The organism is Mesorhizobium sp. M0296, from assembly GCF_040321675.1.
Lineage (GTDB): Bacteria > Pseudomonadota > Alphaproteobacteria > Rhizobiales > Rhizobiaceae > Mesorhizobium.
Genome location: NZ_JAMYRZ010000023.1, coordinates 36,773 through 57,186 on the forward strand (window position 1 = coordinate 36,773; position 20,414 = coordinate 57,186).

The window sequence follows — 20,414 nt, forward strand, 5'->3', positions numbered from 1 at the left end:
CGAGAGATCGTGTCGGTGGTGGCAGGGTTCTCATGTTGCGCCTCCGCGATGGTGAAACCATCCGGACAGCCTCGCCGGAAACGGCGTTCGATCAAGAGCTTGTGAAGCTCAAGCAGCGCGGCAAGCGATACGCGCGGGGAGCCCAGGTCCATCGCCGCGCAAGCCACGGGATCGATCATCCAGGCCGGAGCGGTAATGACATGCCCGGGCGCGACGACGAGATGAATGATCCGGCCGTTGGCGCGCTCTTCGCTGTTCTCGCAGCGAAGCCGATGTCCGAAATACGGGTGCCAACGGTAATGGACCTCGACCTCCTGCCCAACATGGGCAGAATGACCCCGAGATGACAATTACCCGAAAGAACAGCCTCTTCGCGGGCAGCGACGGCGGCGGACGGACATGGGCCACCATCGCCACGCTGCTGACCACCGCCAAGATGAACCAGGTCGATCCGCACGCCTGGCTCACCCAGACCCTCGAGCGCATCGCCAATGGCTGGCCAAACAGCGCTATCGAGGCGCTCATGCCTTGGAACTACCACCGCTGAACGGCATCAGCTACCCGCTAACCAATCACCCGAGGTCGACAAGGGCGGCGAGCGCTGGCGATATGGTGCCTTGACCTCGATGGTTCATCTATGCCTTCGTGCGCAAGGAGGCAGTGATCTCGTCGCAGATCGAGGGCACGCAGGCAGCACTCGTGGACCTTCTGGCTTTCGAGGCCGAAGAGGGGCCGGCACCCAACGCCGATATGGAAGCGGTCACGAACTACCTCGACACGCTCGCCTATGCCCGCGACCAGCTTGCGTCGAAGCAGGGGCTGCCGATTTCCATGCGCTCCTGAACGAGACGCACAAGCGGTTGATGCGCGTCGTGCGTTGTTCGAACAAGAAGACGTACGCCGCAGCCAGAACTGGATCGGGGGAAGTCGGCCAGGCAATGCGACCTAGGTCCCGCCGCCACCGGATAAGCTTCCCCAGCTTCCCAGCGAATTTGAGAAATACATCCACGTCGACGATCCGCTAGCGAAGCTGGTGCGGGCAGGTTTTCGCCACGTGCAGTTCGAGATCATTTATCCCTATCTCGACCGCAACGGGCGGATCGGGCGACTCCTGATCGCCCTGCTCTTGGAGCACTGGGGCTTACTAAAGGCGCGGCTCCTCTATCTCAGCCTGTTTTTCAAGCGCCACAGGGAAGAGTACTACCGGCGCCTCGATTTTAATCCGGTGGAAGGGAACTGGGAGGGCTGGATAGACTTCTTTCTCGATCGCCACCACTTCCGGTGAAGCCGTCGCTTCGGCGCGTGAACTGTTCAATCTCGTATCCTCACACCGGGTGCGACTGCTCCAAGCCCAATCCGCCTCCGGCTCCGCAGTCAGACTGTTCGAGCAATCGCCGCGTCATCCGGTCGTGAGCGTTGCCTCGGTCATAAAGTTGATCGGCGTAAGCAAGCGACCGCGATCCGTGCGATCGAGGCGCTGACCGAAGCCAATATTCTCGTGGACACCATGGGGAAGAAGCGCGACCGCAGCTTCGCCTATCGCGCCTATCTGGAATGCGTGCGAACCGGAACGGAATTGGACAGTGGCTGATCGCTACCAACCGCGAAATCATACTCACGCTGTCAATGACCGTGGAATCCCGACCCCGCATTTTCGCGTGCTCATTCCATGAAAATCACACCACGCTGCGCGAACGACTCCTGCAGCCTCGCCAATTAGTGGCGACGCTTCGGCTATCGGAGGCTGTTCATCCAGGGCTGGCAGTGCGCAAGCGTCGTTCACGACGAACACTGACTGCGGCGGATCGGAGCGGTGCGGGACCGCTCCGCAGGTGAGCCGCCAGGTGAATTCGGGCACTCATCGTTCCTGGCCTCGCATCGAGCCGACCAGGCATGGCCGAGGGGCGCCCACTGGCGCCTTGCGCTGATTAGAGCGAAGTCATCGAAAATCAGCACAAGGCGCACTCGGGCCGCAGAACTTTAGCCGCAGCAGTCACTGTCATCTTCTTCGGCCTTTTTTCTTCTTGACGCCTTGTCGGTGAGGCCGACGATGCGCCTGTTGAGACGGCTGGACAATACTCCGGAGTCGCCGAAGACCACCTCCACATCGTCGCGCGAGACAAAATGAGAGCCATCTCGCGCGAGGCTCCGTTGGGCCAGACGACGGACCATCTCCTTGACATAGACCGCGCTGCTGCCGTCTGAGCGTGCGACGGCATCGGCCACCGCTCCGCTCTCGAAGGTGAGAGCACCACCATAGAGCGCTATCAGCCGCTCGCGGCAACCAGCGTCGGGGAGCGGAATTTCAATAGCTTCGTCCACGCGGCCCGGGCGCGAAGCGAGCGCTTCCTCAATGTCCTCCGGCCGGTTCGTCGTCAGGAAGAAAAAGATATCTGTCCCTGACTCAAGACCGTCCATCTCGTTCAACAGACGGTTGAGGAGGCGTTCGGCCTTTTGACCATGAACATCCTCTCGCGACCGGCCCACCAGATCGACGTCCTCCAGCACGACGATGCTCGGCTGCAAGGTACGCGCCAGCGCGATGTAGAACCCAATCGCAATTGTCTGCTCAGCCGTGACCAGAACGGTAGTGCGGCCAGGCAGGTTGGCACAAACATGACGGATGACGTGCGTCTTGCCTGTCCCAGGAGGTCCGTAAAGCAGAATACCCTTTTGCGTCGATTGGCCGAGACGCTTCAGCTCCTCTCGGTGTCCGTCGAAATCGAAGATGTGGGCATCAAGACGCGCCATAGTTGCCTCGGAAAGCACCAGGTCGTTCCGGCATACGGCAGGAAGACCATGAACCCGCATCGTACCCTGCATCCCAGAGGTTCCTGCATCTTCTTCGAAAGAGAGGACCTTGTTGCGATAATATCGTGAGCTCTCGCAGCCCTCCTGGATCTTGCGAAGAAATTCGCGCGAGAAGTCGCATGCCTGCTCGCCGGGCAGAAAAGCGATTTCCACTTGAACGTATGTCATGCCATTGTATGGGGCGGTGAACTGCGACAGAAAAACCGCAACCGGCTCGTCGCCGATCTGGAACAACCACAGGCCGTTGTGCAGAGACGCATAAGGCTCCTCTTCGCCGATGTCGATGTCCTGATATTGCAAGGGTGTTATCGGAACGACGGCATGTTCCTGGCGAATGATAAGGTCTGATAGCTTCATGGGCTCAGAGTCGTAGAACTGGTGGACGCCGACCAGCTTGGGAGACAGAGGCGCGATCTGCTCTTCGATCATGGTTTGAAGATCCGGCAGGAGATGTGGATAAAACCGTCGGTGGGAGCTCGTCAGCTCCATCAAATCATCGGTTTTGAAATGGGCATGAAGTGCCTGCCAGGTAAAGCGAATAACCTCAGTCATGGTGATATCCTTTGTGAGTTCACAATTGATCGACGATTCGCGCGACAATGCATCAGGTGTCCTCACAGCATGCTGTACAACAAGTCAGGATGCTTGGAAGCAGCCGACCTTGAGCACGTCCTGAAGTTCGAGATCTTCCACCGAACCTTCTTGTTCTGCGAGGTGCAGAACGTATCCTGCGCCTTCGCGTTCAGGATCAGGCGGGTGGAGTCGGCTTTGGGGTCGTAGCCGACGATGAGGATCCTTCGCCCGAGGTCGACAAGGGCGGCGAGCGTATTTTGGGACGTCGTCGATTTGCCGATGCCCTCCTTGCCGTAGAACGCGATCTGACGCAGACCTGACATGTAGCTTTCCTTCTTCTGTTCCATGTGCGGCTGCCCGCGACATGAATGCGTTGGCAGCTCTCGCCGCCTTGCACCAAGGTTTTCAAGACTCGTGCCAACGTGACTGACTGGGCCGGAGAAGAAAATTCGTGAATTCTTTTCAGCTGCTTAGGCAACAAGAGATTGGCTAAGCCAGCCTGTGTCGCGGACCCGACAAAGGCGACACAACGTGTCGGCTTCCGTTACTTGCGACCCGCATACCTCGCAGACCGGAAAGAAGTTGGGAATGTCAGGCAGCGAGTCTGAGGCGATTTTGATCGGGGAGACCGCAGCAAGGACGTCGGTCTACGCATACCTCTGTATCGCTCCAGCCTGCCATTGATCTGGGCCGGCCGTTCGCACATTGAGCACGAGCTGGCGCTCAACCGCGACCAACATCTGCCGCTTTTTACAATGCGTTCGTTGACGGCTCGACCTCGCCTGTCTTGTCTTGGCGCACCCTGGTTATCTTCAGATAGTGGTGCCGAGCGGAATTTCTTACACGCCGCCCAAGCGGTCGTTGGGCCGTCGCGCTGGTGTTGTCACTAATCGCACGTATGATGGCACTCGTGCTGCACCCCGATTTGCAGCTGCTGCTGGGCCAGCTTCTGGTGCTCCAATTCGGCTGGAGTATCGCCAATCATGGTCGCCGCGCAAGCCAAGAGGTTCTTGAGCTGTCCCGGAGCGTCGGGTCCTGCAATCGTGACACGCGCCGGGGGTCTCATTCTGAACCGCAGTCGCGTCGGTCCACACGGCGCATATCTGACGGGCACTCGAGAACGCTCAGTTGATTTTGTCGCTTGTCGGAGATGACTGTCGGGCCGCTTAACCGCAATGTTGGATGAGTTTTGCCGGAGCCATACTTTCTAACGCTATCTTTGTTGGTCCAATTCGCCGCAGCCAGAGCACCGGATAAACATCATCTGCATGCGACAAGCGTTTCCCTCAGCACCTAAGGCTCGCAGCGGAACCTGCATGTACGTGTTTTATAAAGAACATCATAGTTCTACTGCGACTATGTCGCAAATCCGACATCGTTGGACAGCGGACAAAACTGACGCGCAACAAAAAGGGAGAAGCCTGCCAAGTGAGGCTGGGCCACCGGCGCTGGCGATCATTCCGCCAACGTTAAGCCAAGAGGCTCGGCTCACTTCTCGGCGCAGGAGTTCAGTATCGGCGTCATCGCCTTCACATGCTCGTCGATCCACCCGAGCACTTTCCCCGCGACAACGTCGCGCTCAGGCAGATGCCACCAGTGCTCGTTGACGAGTTCGACGGTCTCGACCACTGCCTTCAGGACTGGCGGCTCCGGATTGCACGGTTCGCAAATGCTTTCCATCGCGGTGCTGCTAGCGCCTTGAACGAGCGCTCTCCTCCAAGCGAAAGCGCCATGGCGTCCGCGGGAAGATATGGCACGGTCGACAGTAGGTCGTAGATTGGTGAAAGGGCCGGCTTAAAGCCGTTTCCGCGATAGATCAACGACCAGTTCTTCAGGTGCATGTCGCCATTGCCGGTGATGACAGTCAGCGCCAAGCGGCGGACGAATTCGAGAGCCGCCGTAGTCAAGACGGCCACGCCAAGAGCCGAGGCTATGTCATGGTAAGCAGCGCCCTCGTATTTGCGCGAGGGATAGACACCGAAGACCTGAGCAAAATCCTCAATGTGTATCCTCTCGCCATCGGCGCCGCGATCGAAGCGTTTGACGAGAAGGACCTTGCCCTCCGACAGCGTGTTGAATTCTTCGGGAAAGCCCTCAAAATCGGACTTCTCGACCAGTTCGCATTCAGGCACCTCCATGCCGATTGCTGCGGCCAGCGCCAGGTTGGCGAATTCGTTCTCCGAAACGCCCGGAAACACCGTTGAAGAAAACTTGGCGATGTACCGGCCTTGCTCGTCGTCCATCGGCAAGGTAAGGCCCCCGCCTTTTCCAGTTTCCATTCTGACCGACAGCTTCATCTGCACGCCGGCAAGTGAGAACCGTGCCTTGGGCTTATCCTTTGAAGCATCCTGCGAAACCGCGATCGCGCCGTCACTTGGCAACGCCCGTACGGCTCCCGGCAGATCGGCGCCCAGCGCCGCTAAGAGATCGAAATCATTGCCTGGCCGGACATTGCCTTCGTGGTGCTTTTCCATCGCCTCGCGTAGCTTCTCCTCCGGTAGGAGGTTCGCGAAAAAGGCCGGCAAGGCGCCCGCCAGAGGCTTCGGACCTTTCCGCAATCCTCCGGTCGCTGCCCGGAACGACAGGCTGAAAACCGGAAAGCCGCCCGTCGCGCGGTAGGCCTCATCGAAGTTGAATGCATTGAAATCGCCCGGCGTCCTAACGATTGTGCCGATCTTCAGTGCGTTCAAGAGCACGTCCAGCGACGGGATCGTCTTAGGTGCGTGAAAGACTGGAGCCATGATCGTCATCGTCAGATTGAGGAACAAAGGCGGGCAGGTCGTCATCATCATGCGGACGCAACAGAGCCTGGACAGCCGGCACCATGACTTGCGGAACCAGCATCATTTCCAGACCGAGCGCGCGAGCGACATTCATGAGCGTCGTCGCACGCGCCGCCGCGGCCCCCTTTTCGATGTCGCGATAGCGGGGACGGGATATACCCGCCAAACCAGCGACCTGCTGCTGCGTCATGGCAGCGCCCTGCCTCACCTGCCTGAAAAGCCCACCGATTTCGCGCAGAATTTCCGATTCAGATTCCACCATTACCTATACGATTCATTCCAATGCCCCCATTGATATGCAAAGGTATCTCATCCGGCGAGCAAGTTAATTTAATGATCTGTTCGCGTATCATATATGAAGATAATGATATCCAAAGAGATCAGTCCTTCATTCGAGGATCTCCCAGGTTACCGCCGCACAGCGGACGTTCCTCCGAGAACAGCTGCCATGGCCACCGCCCACGGCATTTTCACCGAGCGGTGCGTACGTCGCTGCGAAAACGGCCAACGCAAAGACATTCAGCGAACGGCTAGTTTAACCTCAGCACCGATGCGCCCGACGGGGCCCTATGAACGCGAAACAGACGCGACCGCGGCATCAACCGGCCGGCAGATGCGCCCAATGCAACAAGCGCGCCTGACGCAACGCCGCCAGATCAGCCGAGCCGGTGCAGAAGCAGGCGACGGCCAACTGGCGGATGACGATCTCGAAATGCGCGACAACCGCCTCGGTGGATACCGTAGCCGCGCGCAGCACGCCGGCCGCCTGCCCGGCGATGTCCGCGCCCAGGCGGATGGCCTTGGCCACGTCGACGCCGTCGCGGATCCCGCCCGACGCGATCAGCTTCACCGTTGGCAGCGCCCGACGTACCGCCTGCACGCTGGCCGGGGTCGGAACCCCCCAATCGGCGAACGCCATCGCCACTGCACGGTCGGCTGCATCGCGGGCGCGCTCGCCCTCCACCGCGGCCCAACTGGTGCCGCCAGCGCCGGCGACATCGATCACCGCCACGCCAGCCTCGACGAGCGCACAGGCCACCGAGGCGGACAGGCCCGATCCCACTTCCTTGACCACGATCGGCACGCCCACGCTGCGCGCGGCGCGAGCGATCTGCGCCAGGACTCCGCGCCAGTCGCGGTCGCCCTCCGGCTGTACCGCTTCCTGCAGCGGATTGAGATGGACGATGAGTCCATCGGCCTCCAACGAATCAACCGCCCGGCGCGCCAGGTCCAGGCCGTCGGCCTCGCGCAGTTGCGCGGCACCGATATTGGCCAGCAAGGGAATGTCTGGGGCCAGGCGGCGCAGCGCGCGCGTCAGCCCCTGCGAGTTGCGGGATAGCAGGCTCACGCGCTGCGAACCGACGCACATGGCGATCCCCAAGGCTTGCGCTGCCTCGCTCAGATGCCGGTTGATGGCCTCGGCGCGTGGCATGCCGCCGGTCATGGAGCTGATCAGCAGCGGCGCGCGCATGGTCTTGCCCAGCAGCGAGGCGCGCAGGTCGATCTGCGTCAGGTCCAACTCGGGCAATGCGCAGTGTTCGAAACGGATGTACTCCCAGCCGGCGGCGACCGTGGCAGGGGCCGTTCGCCGATCCAGCACGATGTCCAGATGGTCGTCCTTGCGCCGGCTCAGGGCGGTGTCGCTCATGCTCGCTCCATCCGTCGCATCGGGCGACAGCGTTGCGTCGGATCGGACCGACGGCAGCGCGGGCACGCCGCCGCGTCCCGCGCGTTCAGGCCGACGCACGCTGGCCTCCCCTCGCAGCGTCGCTGCCGTAGCGGCTGGTCGAGGTCTGGTAGTACTGCGCGCGGATGGTCGCCATGGCCTCGATCAACGGTCCCCACGGCGCGGGAAAGCGTTCTTCCGCCATCACCCGGTGCAGCATGCGCGTATGGCCGGCCAGCTCGTCGTTGAGGAACTCCACCACAGGCATAGCCGGATAGCGCTGCAGCAGCAGGATCGCCGCATTGTCGGCCTCGCCGGCCGACCTGTCCTTGTCGCGTCCATGCAGATCGTTCTGCAGGCGCCCTATCGCGGAGATGAGCCGCAGGACCTGGCGAAACGCCGGACGCGCGCGCAAGGCCGCCATGTCCAGCCCCCACAGCAACGACAGGCAACAGAACACGTTCGTGTAGGCGATCGAATCGATGCCGTTGTGCAGGTACTCGGCGTAGGACCAGCGTTCCGCCCCTGCCGCCTGCGCGCGTCCGGCGCGCAGCGCCGCGCAGTAGCACCGGGTATCGTCGAGAAGCTGAGCATAGTCGCGACGATCGTAGGCGAGCGCGGCCAGCGAAGCGCGCAGCACAGCGCAGCCCTCGAATCCGGGGAGCGCGCACGGCCCGCCCTGCCCCAGCGCCTGCTCCACCGCGGCGAGCTGCTCCGGCGCGATCAGGCCAAGGTCGTTGCAATCGTCGAGCCAGAACAGCAGCGCCAGTTCGCGATAGAACGCCACGATCAGCGTTTCGTCCTGCGGATCGCGGCCGGTGCAGGCGCTGGTGTCGCGCAGGCTCGGGTGGATGCGCTGCAGGATGTACTGGCCGCCCCTGACCGCTTCGACGGCATGCTCGTCGGCGAACCCGGTCAGGGAACGCCCCCACTCCAGCACCTGCTGCAGCGCGCGTTCGGTCTGGATCATGGCGCCGCTCCTGCTCCCTCGGCCAAGACGCGCCCCCAGCAAAGCGCCAGCCACAACCCGGCGAGCTCGGCGACGCGCACCACCCGGGTGGGGCAATACAGTTCCTTGCCGATCCACAGCGGCGTCTGCGGCAATGCATGCGCCGCATGGCGGGCGAGCATCCACTCCAGCGCACGCGCCACCGCCTGCGCGATGCGCCGGCGCCCTGTCGGCTCTTCGCTCCCGTCCAACACGTGCAACGCGAACAGCGCATAGGCGGTTTCCTCGAATGTGGACGCGCGACCGGCGCCCCAGCCGCCGTCGTCGCGCTGCGCCTGCAGCAGCGCCGCCAGCGCGCGCTCGTCGCGCCACTGGGGCCTGCCTTGCGCCAGCGCAGCGACCGCATGCGCGGTGGGATACAGCCACGAAACGTGCCATTTTTCGTTGTCCCATAGACCGTGCGGGTTGCGATTGGCCTCAACGTAGGCGCTGGTGCCGGCGGCGGGCTTTCCCAACAGTCGCAACGCATGCAGGGCGTGGATGTTGGTCGACACCGAGGCATTGCGCTCGCCGGGGAAGGTGACAAACAGCTCGCCGATTTCGAAATGGCGCAACGCATCGACCGCCGGGTCGCGGCCTGCAAGGCGCAGGACGCACAACGCAACGGCGGTGTCGTCCGCATCGGCCGCGAAGTGCAAGGCCGGGCCCAGACCCCGCACGCCCAGCCGGGCGTCGAGCTCTGCGACGATCCCTTGCACCGCCTCGGCGAGCGCGGGATGCGCGAACAGCCCGGCCAGATGCAGGGTGTACAGCGACCAGCATGGCTCGAACACATTGATCGGCCAGACGTTGGGAACGACACCTTCGATGCCGCTGCGCGTCGCCCGCGATGCCGCCTGCAGATACGCGTCGGCGCGCCCGACCTGCGGCGTGCTCCCCTGTCTCACGGCGTGCGCACGCCACGCGGCGGTGGCCGCCGGACTGATGCCGATGCTGCCGTCGTCATCCGGGCATGCGGTGGTCGGCGACCTCCCCCAGGCTTCCCAGGAGTGCAGCAGCGGATGGCCGCTCGGCAACCTCCTCACCGCCCCCAGCTTGACCAGGCACGCTTGCCGCAACGGCAACAGCGCCGGGTGGCGCGGAAACGCCACGCCGCCCAGCAAGGATGCGGCGTCGCCGCATAACTGCGGCAGGATCAGCTCCGCGCCGATCGGCGCGTCTTCCGGCACCGCATGCAGGTAGGGATCGGGCTGGCGCTCGAGGAACCGGGTTGCAGCCTGGACTGCGTCGGCAGCGCGGGGAACAGGATCGGCACGCTGCAAAGCCAGCAACGCCGCCCATGTGGACGCATGGCGGAACAGAGGGAAGTCCGCGATTCCCCATCCGCCATCGGCCTGTTGTTGCGCGATGAGCCACGCGTATGCGTCCTGCCGACCGGTGACGTTGCCGTGGAACTGCAGAGCTCGCGCCGTGTCGTAGACGGACGGACCGACGCTGCCGCCGTCGCTCATCTCGCTCAGCAGGTGGCGCAATTCGGAAAGGATCTGTTCGGACAGCGCGTTCACGCGGGATGTTCCTTCTGCAGACGGTTGGCGAAGACCAGGATCGGGCAACCGCTGCGATCGGCGCCGCGGACTCGGGCAAAGAGCAGCATGCATCGCCCGCCGACCGGTCGCAGCAGCATAGGGCGAGTCCATGCGGACGGGCGCGCTCATGCGTATGGCGCGGACAGATACACGTTGGCCCGCTGCAGCATCTGCGCCAACCGTTCCGCACGCGGCCCCAGCGGGACGATGGCCTCCCCGGCGTCGCGCAACAAATCCAGCGCGAACTGGCGCGCTGCCTGCAGCCCAATGATCGACGCGCAGGTCGGCTTCTGCGCCGCCGCGTCCTTACCGGGGGTCTTGCCCAGCGTCGCGGTATCCGCTGTCGCGTCGAGAATGTCGTCGATCACCTGCAACGCCAGCCCGAAACAGGCGGTGTAGCGATCGAGCGCACCGTACAGCCCAGCGTGCGCGGCATCCTCCGCGATGAAATATAGCGCGCCCATGCGAACGGACGCGCGCACTAGTGCTCCGCTCTTCATCCGGTGCATCGCCACGATCCTGTCCAGCTCGGCGTGCTTTCCGACCAGCGACAGATCCATGGCCTGCCCGCCTGCGGCACCCTCGGCGGACACCGCCTGCGCCAGTTCGCGCACGAGCGCGATACGGTTGTCGCCCGGCGCATCCAGGCTCGCCAGGGTCAGGAAGGCGTGCGCCTGCAGCGCATCGCCGACCAGGATCGCAGTGGCTTCGCCGAACTTGACGTGCACGGTCGGAAGGCCGCGGCGAAGCACGTCGTCGTCCATTGCGGGCAGGTCGTCGTGGACCAGGGTACAGGCGTGCATCATCTCGATGGCGGCGCCGACGTCGTCGAGCGTGTGCGCCGGCGTGTCGGCCAGTGCGCCGGCAGCCATACAGAGCAAGGCGCGGGTGCGCTTCCCGCCATTCAAGGTGGCGTAGCGCATCGCCGCCATCAGCTCGGTCTCACCGTCGTCTTCGGCGCAGAGAAGACGCGCCAGCGCCTGTTCGACCCGTTTTGCGCCGTCCTGCATCCAGATCTCCGGCAGCAGCCTGCCGGATGCGCCGCGCGCCTGCGCGCCCAATCCGCCGAGCGCGGAAACGCCAGTTCCGTGGTCGTGTAGCGTGGAACCGGTCTGCATGTCGTTCATGTCCTTGTACCTGACAGCAGACGGTCACGGCGAGCGGCGAGCCGATGCAGTGTTGCCGGCGTCGCACCGAGCGCGCGCGCCGAGTGCAGCAATGCCGCGCGTCGCCGGCGCCGCTGCCTCGCCACACGGGGTATGCGATGCCAGCTCATGAGAATCCGATGCGGATTTTCATGGAGGGTTGTGCTGTCGGGTAATAGCGCCGGCCTTTTTCGGCGTCGCTCAGCAACCGCGGCCGCACCCCGGCCTTGTGCATGGTCAGCGCCAAGGCGATGCTGAACTGCACCAGTTCCAGCCATACTAGGTGGTAGCCCATGCAGACGTGTGGGCCGCTGCCGAACTGCAGCATGTCCACCGGCCCGATCGGCCCGGTGCGTTGCAACCACCGCGCCAGGCGGAACTGATCAGGCGCCTCGTGCAGCAGCGCCGAGGTCGAGAAATGCAGCAGCGGGATGCATAGACTTGTGCCCGCGGGAATGCGCCGCTGGCCGAGTTGTAATTCCTGCGTCGCGCGACGCGGTACGAGCGAGGACGCCGGATGCATGCGCAGCGTCTCGCGGAACAGCGCCTCGGCAACCGGATACTGCGCCAGGTCCGCGTGCCGGGTCGGCACCGCGCCCACGCGTTGCGCCTCCTCGACCAGGGCGTCCCACAGCTCGGGCTGCCGCGCCAGCTCGATCACCATCCAGGCCATAGTCGAGGCGGTGGTCTCGTGACCGGCAAGCAGCAGCAAGCGGATATTGGCGACCAGGACGTCATCGGAGAGCGCATCGTCGCTGCGATCGAAGGCGCTCACCATGTCGTTGATCAACCCGGTGCGCGCGGCATGCGCGCGCGCGTCGCGGATGAACTGGCGTGACTGCGCGTCGATCCAGTCGCGGGCGGCGCGGCCGCGCCGCAAGGGCGTTCCGGGCAGGTCGACCGGGGGCGCGACGATCAACTGCAGCAGTTGCCGGTACTTGCGATGCCATTCCGGCAGGTCTTGGGCGGGGATGCCCATGAGACTAAAGGTGAGCTTGAGCATCAGGTCGCCGGTTTCGGGCAGGATAGTTACTTCACCGCGATGGCGCCACGCCTGCACCCGCGCCCGGATGACGGGCTCGAACAGCTCGCCAATGCCGGCCTCGGTCAGCCCCCTGGGCAGGAACGCCGCCTTGATCCCATCGCGCGCCTGCCGGTGCGCGCTACCGTTCAAAGTGACCAACGTTCCGCCAAGGATTTCGGGCGCGATCTCTGCGATCAGCGCCGAGGACACGTGCTTGTGCCGGAGCAATGCGATCACATCCGGATCCAGGCAGGTCATCAGGTGTCCGGCACGACCGAAGTCCAGCCAGAAGTGACTGCCCAGCGTCCGTTCCGCGCGCTGCAGCAGGCGCGGCAGGTCGCATACTATGGCGGGAAGATGCCCGACCAGGGGGAAAGCGCCGGGCATGACCGGGATGTCGTATCGCAGCCGGCGCCGACGGTTGAGCGGGTTGAGCAGCATGTCCATCACCTCCCTGGCGCAGCGTCCGCTTCGGCGGTGTCGCCGGCTGGCCGCGCGGCGCGGCTGTTGCCACCATCGGCATATGTCGGCACATGCGTCAGCATGCCGCCGTCGATGCACACGACTTGGCCGGTGATGAACGCAGCATCGTCGGAGAGCAGGAACGTCACCAGCGCGGCGACGTCCTCGGGGCGGCCGACGCGCGGCAGGAGCTGGTGCCGGCGTAGATGCCGTTGCATGCACTCGTCCAGCTTGGCGAGGAGACGCTCGGTCATGATAAGACCCGGCGCAACCGCGTTGCAGCGGATCTGCGAGTGACCGTACTGGGTGGCGAGCGAGGCCGACAGCATGTTCATCGCCGCCTTCGAGGCGGCGTAGGACGTCTGCGCGGTATCACCGCTGAGCCCCTGGCACGACGACATGTTGACGATCGCGCCACCGCCACGGGCGATCATCCGTGGGATGGCCTGCCGGCAGCAGAGCAGCGTGCCACGCAGATTGGTCGCGATCGTCTCATCCCAAACCGCCAGGTCCAGGTCGAGAATCGCGCGGTCTCGCGGGGTCAGATGCATGGCGCTCGCGTTGTTCACCAGCAGGTCGACCCCACCAAAGTGCCGCTCCGCCGTCTCGAACAGCGCTGCCACCGCCTGCGCATCGGCGATATCCATGGCTAGGGGCAGCGCGTGGCCCGCTTCGGCCGCGATCCGCGCGGTGCAGGCGACGGCAGCCGAGCCATCAATGTCGGCCACCACCACTCGGCCCCCCTCCCGCGCAATGGCGAGGGCGCATGCCTTGCCGATGCCCGCGCCAGCGCCGGTCACCACGGCAACCTTGCCCTCAAACCGTCCCATCGTGTGCTCCCTGATCATGTTGGTCTTTCGCAGCATGCCGCCCGACCTCGCCGGAGAGGGCGCAGGGTCGGCGCTGGCGCGCTCGTCATCGCCAGGGTGGCTTTCGATGACCCGAATGGCGGCGACCGGGCACTGGCGGGCCGCGAGCCGCACGGCAGCGTGCAGCGCGTGCGGGACCGTCGCCACGCACACTTCCGCCACGCCGTCCGGTTCGCGCTGGCGAAAGGTGCCCGGCAGCGTCAGCACGCACTGCCCGGTGGTTCCGCACAGATCCTGGTCGACCACGACGCGCATCTCAGCCCCCCTGCGCATGCAGCCGCACCGGCAGGGCGCGGAACGTCCTAAGGAACGCGGAGGGCTCCCGGGTCGGCTGTTCGGCCAGTACGAGCGTGGGGAAGCGCGCCTCGATCCGCGGCAGGCTCTCGGCCAACTGCACCCGGGCCAGTTGCGCACCGAGACAGAAGTGGATGCCGTGGCCGAAGCTCAGCATGATCTTCCCGTCGGTCGACATGCCAGGACTGGTGCCGTAGAACCGCGCGGGATCGAAGCGGTCGGGATCGGCGAAGGCGTCCGGGTCGCGATTGCCGGCCGCGATCAGCACGCGCACGTCCGCGTTCTTCGGGATCACCACGCCGCCCAGTTCGATGTCGCGCTGGGCGATACGCGGAATGGAGCTGAACATGGCGGGCGCGTCGCAGCGCAGCACTTCTTCGACGAATGCCTTCACCCCCACGGCATCTCCCTGCAGCCAGTGCCGCTGTTCGGGAAACGCCAGCATCGCCAGGACCGCATGGTCGATGGCCGCAGCAGTGGTGGCGAAGCCGCCCAGCAGCATGCCCCACAGCATGCTGATCAACTCCGCATCCGACAGCATGTCGGCATCGTCGTCGTGTGCGCCGACCAGCATTGACACGATGTCGTGACGGGAATCGGTGCGCTTGTGCTGTATGAGGTCGCTGAAATAGGCCTGCACCCTGGCGCTGGCCGCGTCCGCCGCGGCGAGCTGGGGATCGCTGGCGTGCGGGCTCAGGCCTTCCAGAATGGCGCTGATGCCGGCGACGAGCGCGAACATATCGTCCTGGGGCATGCCGAACAGTTCGCCGAAAACCAGCATGGGCAAGGCCAGCGCGAATTCCCGATGCAGGTCCACCGCCTCCCCGCGCTCCAGCGCGGGCGCCATGCCGTCCAGGCGCGCTGCGACGATGCGAGCGATGGTCGGCCTCAGGTTGTCGATCTGGCCCATGGTGAAATCGCGCGAGATCAGCCGGCGCAGACGCGTATGCGTTGGAGGTTCCTTCATCGCTAAAGTGGACGCCAGCAAACTGAGCGACAGGCTGGTCGCCGCACGCGGGAAATAGCGCGCCAGTTCGCCTGGCGCCGGTCCCCGAAACGCATCGCCCGTGGCCTTGAGCGCCCAGTAGATGTCGGCGTGGCGGCTCAACAGAAAGAGGCCCGACGCCGCGCGATGCACCGGATCGTGCTCGCGCAACCACCGCATGAACGGATACGGATCGTGGATGCACGCTGGCGACGCCAGTTCGGCGAAGGCGTCCCGGCATGCTGCCGTGGTTTCTTGCACGTCCATCTTGGTTACCTGTTGGCTGGCTGATCTGATCGGCGCGCGCCAGGCGCGCCGGCAAATTGCGGAGAACATCGTGATTCCCGGCGGCGTCCGCGCATCACCAGAGCACCGGGAACTCCTCGAACCCGCCAGTGATGATCTCCTTGCGCAACTTCAGTTCTTCGGGCGCCACGGCCAGGCGCAGCGCGGGAAAGCGCTGGAAGATCGAACCGAACACCACCTTGAGTTCCAGCCTGGCCAGCGCCAAGCCGATGCAGTAGTGCGGCCCGTAGGAGAACGCGAGGTGCGGGTTTTCGTCGCGTCCGATGTCGAAGATTTCCGGGTCGTCGAAATGGCGCGGATCGAACGACGTCGCCGGCAGGCCGACCAGCACCTTGCTCTCCGCGGGAACATTCATGCCCGCGATGGTCACGTCGGTCCTCGGATAGCGCATGATGCCGTCCCAGCCCGCGCCCGGCGGGTACATGCGCAGGATTTCCTCCACCGCCTTGTCCACCAGGGATGGATCGCCGACCAGGCGTTCGCGCTGTTGCGGATGGCGGAACATGGCCAGCAGGCCGAATTCGATCTGCGCGACGGTGCTCTCGTGCCCCGCCACCAGCATGCCCGCCGCCAGGCCGATCGCCTCTTCCTCGGTCGCCTTGCCCTGGTCGACCGCCGCGAGCAGATCCGTCAGCACGTTGTCGCCCGGATCCTGGCGCTTGTCCCGCATCTTGCCGCGAATGTAGGCGCGCAGTTCTTCCCAGGCAAAGCGCGACGCGCTTCGCGGGCCGCTTTCATGCTGGTGCGTCATCACCTCGTCGGACAGTGCGGCGAAAAAGGCGTGATCCTCGTAGAGCACGCCCATCAGCGCGCAGATGACCATGGCCGGAAGCGGAAAGGCGAGGTGACGCCGCAGGTCGGCGGGCTGGGGCTGGGCCGCCAGCGTCTCGAACAACTGCGCGGCGATCGCCTCGACCTGCTGCGCGAGCAGCTTCACCCTGCCGTTGCTGAGGGCCGGCGCCACGATCGTGCGTAACCGCGCATGCTCGCCCCCCTCGTGCGAGACCAACCACCCCGGCGAACCGAGAATCACCGAATCCGGGGTGAATGCCGCCGGCGGCATTCCCGCGGGCCGGAAGGCCGCGTCGGACAGCACCGCCTTGGCTTCGTCGTAGCCTGTCACCCACCAGCCTTCGTGCCCGGACGGGAAGCGCACGCGGTGGATCGGACCCTTGGCGCATAGTGCCAACATCTCGGGCGAGGGCTCGATGTGATCGACGCGCCACATCGGCAGCGTCGGCAAGGGTTGTTCGCACATGGTGGCACTTGACTCTCTAAGCGATGGAAGGGCGGAAGGTGACCGGCAGGCGCTGCGGGCATCGAATGACGTAAGACGACATGTAGACGACGTCCTCCGCGGCGTAGCCTGACTCGATTTTCAAGATCGGCCAACGTGTAACTGCCTAGGCATACCCCGCGGCGAGATGCAGAACGTTATCCTGCGCCTTCGAGTTCAGGATAAAGCGAGTGTGGCAGGCCTTTGAGCAGCAGCCGGCCATCAAGATTTCCTGGGCAAGGGTTCGACCAAGGCGGCGAGCCTTTTTTGGTAGGGGCGGTTTCGCCGAGGCCCCCTTCCCATAGAATGCTATTTGATGCGGATTTGACATTTTGCTTTTCTTTCTTCGTTCCATCGATCGCGGTGTCATCCACGAAATGAAGGTCGGTCGGCGGCTCCCGGCCAGCAACGAAGAGGCTTCAAAACTCGTGCCAATTTGGCCGACCCAGCAGAAGAAAAGAATTATGTTTGCTTTTCAGCGACGTAGCCTGAGGCCGGACAAGAGCTCGGCGAAATAGACCGGTGTCGCGGACCAACAAAGGCGACAGAACAGTGTCGGATAGTACGCCTCGGCGACCTTTTGGTCAGGCTTGCGACATTCTGGTCCAGTTTCGAACATAAGAGGGTTGCAAACAGGACACGCTTGGAGAATTCGATCCTCACGGAACCAGGGCGCTTGCCGAAGAGCGTGCGCTCATGGTTGCTGCCACAGGCGTGTGTTCGCAATAGCCGTGCCTGCGCACGCAAGAACACGCTAGCGGCATACGCTACGCAATCGCTGCAGTTCCCGCCGGTGCGAGGTAGTGCATCGGCTCGGCTGCGTTCGTCTTTGCCCAGCTGGGGCGGAAGCGCCGAACATCCGCACCATACAGCACCGTTGTTGAGTGTCGTGACTAGGCGGTTATAGCGCGCGCCCGATCTTGGCGAAGACACCGCCTCCGAGAAAAAGGGGGCGGTCCAAAAGCATGTCTATTTGAAATGGCACGCCGCTTGCTGCTCCTGGTTAGAGCCCATCAAATCACGATGAAAGCGACTTGCGCCATGCCCGACACACGAAGCTCTAGACGGTGGCCTGAAGACACAGTGCCCGTTCCCGCTGAACATCGGTACATCGTCTGCTTCGGAAGTCCGTGCTCGGTAGCCCCTTTGCGCACGGCTGGTCCGATGCCGGCATGCCAACACATGGCGCTCGCGCAATTGCCGTTTACCGGTTGCGATCAGCATGTGAGTGCCCAAGAGCCCCATGAAAGAGCCCCCGAAGCCATGGTCGGCGGCTCACTGGCAAATATCGACGATACGCCGAACCAGCTCAGTAACCCGGGTCTCTTGCGTGAAGTCACATCTGAGGCCGCCACACGCTTCCGATACTGGCTACTTCGGGCCCGCTATCACTTTTTCCCGGGCACGAGCGCGAGTGATCGATGCCGCTTCCGGCGCCATAGCCGTGGAAAGATTGCCCAAGCGGCTCGACAGCCTCCACTCGCTCAGATCGATGGCGTTCGGGTGACGAAGACCAGCAGCCAAGACGTTCCCCTACATCGGGATGGAAAACCGAGGTTGCGAGCCGCGAGGGCCTCATTTCATGCCCGGCAGACGAGCCTTTGCTCGGTATTGCGCCAGCGTCTGCCGGACTCCAGCGCGCCAGTTTTTTCTTGAGGAGCAAGTTGATGACCGTTCAAAAGAAGGTTCCCTTCGTCACCTTTCTCACGCGTGGTCGCGATGAGTCAGTCCAGGGCCCAAATCCATATCGCTGGGAAGAAAAGACATCTGACGACTACTTTGCCGGCAAGCGCGTCATCCTGTTCTCGCTGCCTGGCGCCTTCACTCCGACCTGCTCGACCTACCAACTGCCCAATTTCGAAGACCTCTATGATGAGTTTGAGAAGGAGGGAATTGCCGCGATTTACTGCGTCTCCGTCAACGATGCCTTCGTCATGAATGCGTGGGGGAAGTCCTTGGGCTTGCAGAAGGTCGAGCTCATCCCCGATGGCTCAGGCGAGTTCACACGCAAGATGGGCATGCTGGTCGCCAAGGACAATCTCGGCTTCGGGATGCGCTCCTGGCGCTACGCCGCCCTGATAAACAATGGCGTGGTGGAGCAGTGGTTCGAGGAGGAAGGTTTCTCCGACAACTGCGAGGCCGACCCCTATGGCGTCTCATCGCCGCAAAACGTTCTCGAAACGCTGAAGGCCGCCGCATGACCTAGAAAACGTCTCCTCCCTGGTGCCATTACCCACCCCAAGAAGCTCCTCGACAGGATGTCGCGCTCACCATGCAATCCTCAGCAAGCCTACTTCAGCGCCAGAAGCAATCCATGGTCACATCGCCTCAACTCATTGAGTCGATTCGCTTGCTGCAACTGGCGCATACTGAACTGCATCAGTTCGTGGAGCAGGAAATCGAGAAGAACCCGCTCTTGGAATCTGCGTCAAACGATGACGGGTCTTTTGGCGACGTTTCGATTTCGGGAGCGGATCAGCCTATCGGCCCGCGTGCAAACGCCGTTGACGGACCGACCGGGGCCGGGTCACTCCGCAAGAAGACCAACAACGCGTCGGCTGATGGCCCTTCCCTCGACGAGTTTGCCACCCTCGCCGAAACATTGCACGACCATGTCGCTGGTCAGATCGCCCTCACCGCGTTCACACCAAAGGAGCGGCTGATCGCTGACCAGCTTGCCGCCGATCTGGATGACACTGGCTATCTTCAGACCAACCTTTTGGATCTTGCCGAGAGCCTGAGTGTCCAGGAGGCTGACGTTGAACGGGTTCTCGGAACCTTGCAGCACTTTGATCCACCGGGAATTTTTGCGCGAACTCTCGAAGAATGCCTCGAGCTCCAGTTGCGCCAGCGAGACCGGTTCGACCCGGCAATGGCAGCTTTGGTTGCCAATCTTAAAATGCTTGGGCGACGCGATTTCCAGGCACTGAAGCAGCATTGCGGTGTCGATGAAGACGACCTTCTCGACATGTACCATGAGATTCTTGCGCTCGATCCCAAGCCTGGAAACCGGTTCCAGTCCGGTCCGTTGGAATCCATCATACCAGACGTCTGGGTCATGCCCTCGCCGGAAGGCGGATGGAAGATCGAACTTGATCCGGCCACACTGCCCAAGGTGCTGATCAACCGAGCCTACTATGCCGAAGTCTCGCGTCACACCGTCCAAAATTCGAAAGATCAAGCATTTCTCAACGAATGCTTGGAGACAGCGAACTGGCTGATACGCAGCCTCGATCAGCGCGCCAACACGATTCTTAAGGTTGCGACTGAAATCGTGCGCCAGCAGGATGCCTTTTTGGAACATGGCGTCGCCCACCTGCGGCCTCTCAATCTCAGAACCGTCGCTGACGCGATCGGCGTGCACGAGTCGACGGTAAGCCGGGTGACCTCGAACAAGTACATGCTTACCCCGCGCGGAGTCTTTGAACTGAAGTATTTTTTCACCGTCGCGATCGCGTCCTGCCAAGGCGGCGATGCGCACTCCGCCGAAGCTGTCCGCCATCGGATCAAAGCGATGATTGCCGCAGAATCTCTCGGCGACGTGCTTTCCGACGATGACATCGCTGTCCGGCTGAAGGAAACCGGCATCGATGTTGCGCGCCGCACCGTCACAAAATATCGCGAAGCAATGAACATCCCCTCCTCCGTGCAACGCCGCCGCGAAATGCGCTTGTGTCTTTAATGT

At 63.2% G+C, this 20,414-nt stretch carries 16 protein-coding genes and 4 pseudogenes; 6 read left to right on the forward strand and 14 right to left on the reverse strand.

From position 1 onward, the window contains the following. Positions 1-32: 32 nt before the first annotated feature. From NKI97_RS21545 to NKI97_RS21560, 4 genes and pseudogenes are all read left to right on the forward strand, one after another. The gene (locus NKI97_RS21545; protein ID WP_352836477.1) at positions 33-347 is read left to right on the forward strand and encodes a hypothetical protein; all 315 of its coding nucleotides are present in this window, start codon (positions 33-35) and stop codon (positions 345-347) included. Positions 348-349: 2 nt separating this feature from the next. Then, positions 350-547 (forward strand): annotated as a pseudogene (locus tag NKI97_RS21550) (transposase domain-containing protein); the annotation flags it as partial. A 113-nt stretch (positions 548-660) separates the two neighbouring features. Further along, entirely contained in the window at positions 661-843 is a 183-nt protein-coding gene (locus NKI97_RS21555; RefSeq protein WP_352836480.1) for a Fic/DOC family N-terminal domain-containing protein, read from the forward strand. 160 nt (positions 844-1,003) lie between these two features. Continuing rightward, on the forward strand, positions 1,004-1,285 hold the full coding sequence (locus NKI97_RS21560; protein WP_352485048.1) for a Fic family protein: 282 nt from the start codon (positions 1,004-1,006) through the stop codon (positions 1,283-1,285). Between the two features lie 695 nt (positions 1,286-1,980). Here NKI97_RS21560 and NKI97_RS21565 read toward each other — a convergent pair. From NKI97_RS21565 to NKI97_RS21630, 14 genes and pseudogenes are all read right to left on the reverse strand, one after another. Continuing rightward, the gene (locus NKI97_RS21565; protein ID WP_352485047.1) at positions 1,981-3,363 is read right to left on the reverse strand and encodes an AAA family ATPase; all 1,383 of its coding nucleotides are present in this window, start codon (positions 3,361-3,363) and stop codon (positions 1,981-1,983) included. Positions 3,364-3,465: 102 nt separating this feature from the next. After that, a pseudogene (locus NKI97_RS21570) lies at positions 3,466-3,707 on the reverse strand (AAA family ATPase); the annotation flags it as partial. Positions 3,708-4,872: 1,165 nt separating this feature from the next. Continuing rightward, a pseudogene (locus tag NKI97_RS21575) lies at positions 4,873-6,125 on the reverse strand (type II toxin-antitoxin system HipA family toxin). Continuing rightward, complete coding sequence (locus NKI97_RS21580) at positions 6,100-6,429, reverse strand: helix-turn-helix domain-containing protein (RefSeq protein ID WP_502895940.1); 330 nt, start codon at positions 6,427-6,429, stop codon at positions 6,100-6,102. Before NKI97_RS21580 ends, NKI97_RS21575 begins: the two are co-directional and overlap by 26 nt. A gap of 336 nt (positions 6,430-6,765) precedes the next feature. Next, positions 6,766-7,815, reverse strand: a complete 1,050-nt coding sequence (fni, locus tag NKI97_RS21585; protein WP_352836482.1) for a type 2 isopentenyl-diphosphate Delta-isomerase — start codon at positions 7,813-7,815, stop codon at positions 6,766-6,768. An 85-nt stretch (positions 7,816-7,900) separates the two neighbouring features. Continuing rightward, a complete protein-coding gene (locus NKI97_RS21590; protein WP_352836484.1) occupies positions 7,901-8,803 on the reverse strand; it encodes a terpene synthase family protein in 903 nt (300 codons plus the stop codon). Then, a complete protein-coding gene (locus NKI97_RS21595; RefSeq protein WP_352836487.1) occupies positions 8,800-10,347 on the reverse strand; it encodes a hypothetical protein in 1,548 nt (515 codons plus the stop codon). Before NKI97_RS21595 ends, NKI97_RS21590 begins: the two co-directional genes overlap by 4 nt. Positions 10,348-10,493: 146 nt before the next feature. Continuing rightward, complete coding sequence (locus NKI97_RS21600) at positions 10,494-11,486, reverse strand: polyprenyl synthetase family protein (protein WP_352836541.1); 993 nt, start codon at positions 11,484-11,486, stop codon at positions 10,494-10,496. A 154-nt stretch (positions 11,487-11,640) separates the two neighbouring features. Further along, positions 11,641-12,984: a cytochrome P450 gene (locus NKI97_RS21605; protein WP_352483746.1), complete on the reverse strand. Its 1,344-nt coding sequence runs from the start codon at positions 12,982-12,984 to the stop codon at positions 11,641-11,643. Beyond that, positions 12,984-13,829 (reverse strand): SDR family oxidoreductase, encoded by an 846-nt coding sequence (locus NKI97_RS21610; RefSeq protein WP_352483826.1) that lies wholly within the window; start codon positions 13,827-13,829, stop codon positions 12,984-12,986. Before NKI97_RS21610 ends, NKI97_RS21605 begins: the two co-directional genes overlap by 1 nt. Then, a pseudogene (locus NKI97_RS35520) lies at positions 13,816-14,123 on the reverse strand (ferredoxin). The gene NKI97_RS21610 and the pseudogene NKI97_RS35520 overlap by 14 nt, the downstream one beginning before the upstream one ends. Before the next feature lies 1 nt (position 14,124). Then, a complete protein-coding gene (locus tag NKI97_RS21620; RefSeq protein WP_352836544.1) occupies positions 14,125-15,414 on the reverse strand; it encodes a cytochrome P450 in 1,290 nt (429 codons plus the stop codon). Positions 15,415-15,508: 94 nt separating this feature from the next. Next, positions 15,509-16,711, reverse strand: coding sequence for a cytochrome P450 (locus NKI97_RS21625; RefSeq protein WP_352483747.1), 1,203 nt, complete (start codon positions 16,709-16,711; stop codon positions 15,509-15,511). Between the two features lie 145 nt (positions 16,712-16,856). Continuing rightward, positions 16,857-17,099: a P-loop NTPase family protein gene (locus NKI97_RS21630; protein ID WP_352818396.1), complete on the reverse strand. Its 243-nt coding sequence runs from the start codon at positions 17,097-17,099 to the stop codon at positions 16,857-16,859. A 1,297-nt stretch (positions 17,100-18,396) separates the two neighbouring features. Here NKI97_RS21630 and NKI97_RS21635 point away from each other — a divergent pair. Both NKI97_RS21635 and rpoN read left to right on the forward strand, forming a co-directional pair. After that, on the forward strand, positions 18,397-18,930 hold the full coding sequence (locus NKI97_RS21635) for a peroxiredoxin (protein WP_352836490.1): 534 nt from the start codon (positions 18,397-18,399) through the stop codon (positions 18,928-18,930). Between the two features lie 71 nt (positions 18,931-19,001). After that, positions 19,002-20,411: an RNA polymerase factor sigma-54 gene (rpoN, locus tag NKI97_RS21640; RefSeq protein ID WP_352836493.1), complete on the forward strand. Its 1,410-nt coding sequence runs from the start codon at positions 19,002-19,004 to the stop codon at positions 20,409-20,411. The last annotated feature ends 3 nt before the right edge of the window (positions 20,412-20,414 follow it).

Coding starts and splice junctions, on each gene's coding strand:
- NKI97_RS21545 (WP_352836477.1), top strand. CDS start 33: ATGTTGCGCCTCCGCGATGGTGAAACCATCCGGACAGCCTCGCCGGAA.
- NKI97_RS21565 (WP_352485047.1), bottom strand. CDS start 3,363: ATGACTGAGGTTATTCGCTTTACCTGGCAGGCACTTCATGCCCATTTC.
- NKI97_RS21580 (WP_502895940.1), bottom strand. CDS start 6,429: ATGGTGGAATCTGAATCGGAAATTCTGCGCGAAATCGGTGGGCTTTTC.
- fni (WP_352836482.1), bottom strand. CDS start 7,815: ATGAGCGACACCGCCCTGAGCCGGCGCAAGGACGACCATCTGGACATC.
- NKI97_RS21590 (WP_352836484.1), bottom strand. CDS start 8,803: ATGATCCAGACCGAACGCGCGCTGCAGCAGGTGCTGGAGTGGGGGCGT.
- NKI97_RS21600 (WP_352836541.1), bottom strand. CDS start 11,486: ATGCAGACCGGTTCCACGCTACACGACCACGGAACTGGCGTTTCCGCG.
- NKI97_RS21605 (WP_352483746.1), bottom strand. CDS start 12,984: ATGGACATGCTGCTCAACCCGCTCAACCGTCGGCGCCGGCTGCGATAC.
- NKI97_RS21610 (WP_352483826.1), bottom strand. CDS start 13,829: ATGGGACGGTTTGAGGGCAAGGTTGCCGTGGTGACCGGCGCTGGCGCG.
- NKI97_RS21620 (WP_352836544.1), bottom strand. CDS start 15,414: ATGGACGTGCAAGAAACCACGGCAGCATGCCGGGACGCCTTCGCCGAA.
- NKI97_RS21625 (WP_352483747.1), bottom strand. CDS start 16,711: ATGTGCGAACAACCCTTGCCGACGCTGCCGATGTGGCGCGTCGATCAC.
- NKI97_RS21630 (WP_352818396.1), bottom strand. CDS start 17,099: ATGACACCGCGATCGATGGAACGAAGAAAGAAAAGCAAAATGTCAAAT.
- NKI97_RS21635 (WP_352836490.1), top strand. CDS start 18,397: ATGACCGTTCAAAAGAAGGTTCCCTTCGTCACCTTTCTCACGCGTGGT.
- rpoN (WP_352836493.1), top strand. CDS start 19,002: ATGCAATCCTCAGCAAGCCTACTTCAGCGCCAGAAGCAATCCATGGTC.